Below are 1,393 nucleotides of genomic sequence, written 5' to 3'. Positions count from 1 at the left end.
TCTCTTAAGCCCCCTAATCAAAGTGGAGACCTTGACATGTAAGAGGTACACTAAGAAGAGGGAGTGGAGCCGATGAGAAGCAACAAGTTGTACGACGAACAGCGGATCAAAGTAGCCCAAGAAGCGATCCATGGAACCAAGATTTCCTTCCTCGCCCGAAAGTACTCCGTCTCACCCAGCACGATTTCCAATTGGGTGAAGTTCTACAAGGAACGGTTTGGAGAAGAGGCTACCCCGTCCGTTCAGGAACGGATTGAAGATGCGGAGCGTGTCCAAGACCTGGAGACGAAGATGGAGACGGCCATTAAGCTACTGGGCGAAAAGGATTTGGAGATCGAACTGCTGCGTGAACTCCTAAAAAAAGCCAACCCCGCTTACAAGACAGACTCGAACTGGCCAACGAAACGATAAAGCGGGGGTATACGGTGACATTGGTGCTACGGATTATAGAGGTTCAACCCTCCACCTACTATGCCCATAAAAAACGTCTCTCGGGGCTTCTAGGCGGCCCTGCTGCAATAACGACGTCGGGCCGTCCGATCCCCTCCTATTCCCTCACCACTGGTGGTCTGCGGGTGAGTGACCTACAGATCGAGGAATGGCTGAGTGAGCTGGTGGAGGGAGAGGAGAACGGCTATGGCTACCGGAACCTCGCCTACGCCCTGTGGGTCCAGCAGGGCTTAATTCTCAACCACAAGAAGGCATATCGGCTGTGCAAGAAACTCGGGCTGCTTCAGAAAAAGCCGGTAAAGAACGTAAAATACCCTCGGCACCTGGCACGAAATCGAGTGGTCACCGGCCCCAACCAACTCTGGCAGATTGACATTAAATATGGATATGTTCATGGCTACGACCGCTTCTTTTTTATCTTTGATATGATTGATGTGTTTGACCGCTGCATTGTTGGCTACCACGTGGGAGCGAGTTGTACAGCCAAGCAAGTCTGTGCCACGTTAAGAGAGGCTCTAGACAGGCGTTTGCAGCCTGGAGACCCCTCTCCGGTCATCCGTTCGGATAACGGCCCGCAATTCTTAAGTGACGTCTTTGGCGAGTTGTGTGCGGAAACACAGCGTCCGCTGGAGCATGAACGAATTCCTCCAAAAACGCCGAATATGAACGCCTACATTGAGTCATTTCATAGCATTTTGGAGAGAGATTTGTATGCAAAAAGGTACTTTGAAACGTTTGAAGAAGCCTATGAAGCAGTCGCAGCCTATATTGAATTTTACAACGAGCGCCGTTTTCATGGCAGTTTGCAGCGTTTGAGCCCCAAGCAATACCAAGCCGCATGGAAAGCGGGCAAGCTAAAACCGATAGAAATAACGCTGTAAACGAGAAACTGCGAAAACACGAGTTTTTAGCAGAATGTCTCCACAATTAGGGGGCCGAACCG

The 1,393-nt window shown here is 50.6% G+C and carries 2 protein-coding genes; both read left to right on the top strand.

What is annotated here, in order from left to right:
- The first annotated feature begins 72 nt into the window (after positions 1-72).
- On the top strand, positions 73-411 hold the full coding sequence (locus tag ACFSX3_RS25355; protein WP_209994905.1) for a transposase: 339 nt from the start codon (positions 73-75) through the stop codon (positions 409-411).
- A 14-nt stretch (positions 412-425) separates the two neighbouring features.
- Positions 426-1,331, top strand: a complete 906-nt coding sequence (locus ACFSX3_RS25350; RefSeq protein WP_209994904.1) for an IS3 family transposase — start codon at positions 426-428, stop codon at positions 1,329-1,331.
- The last annotated feature ends 62 nt before the right edge of the window (positions 1,332-1,393 follow it).

The organism is Paenibacillus rhizoplanae, from assembly GCF_042684125.1.
In the GTDB taxonomy this organism is placed as follows: Bacteria; Bacillota; Bacilli; order Paenibacillales; family Paenibacillaceae; genus Paenibacillus_AQ; species Paenibacillus_AQ rhizoplanae.
This window is presented reverse-complemented; position numbering and strand designations above follow the sequence as displayed.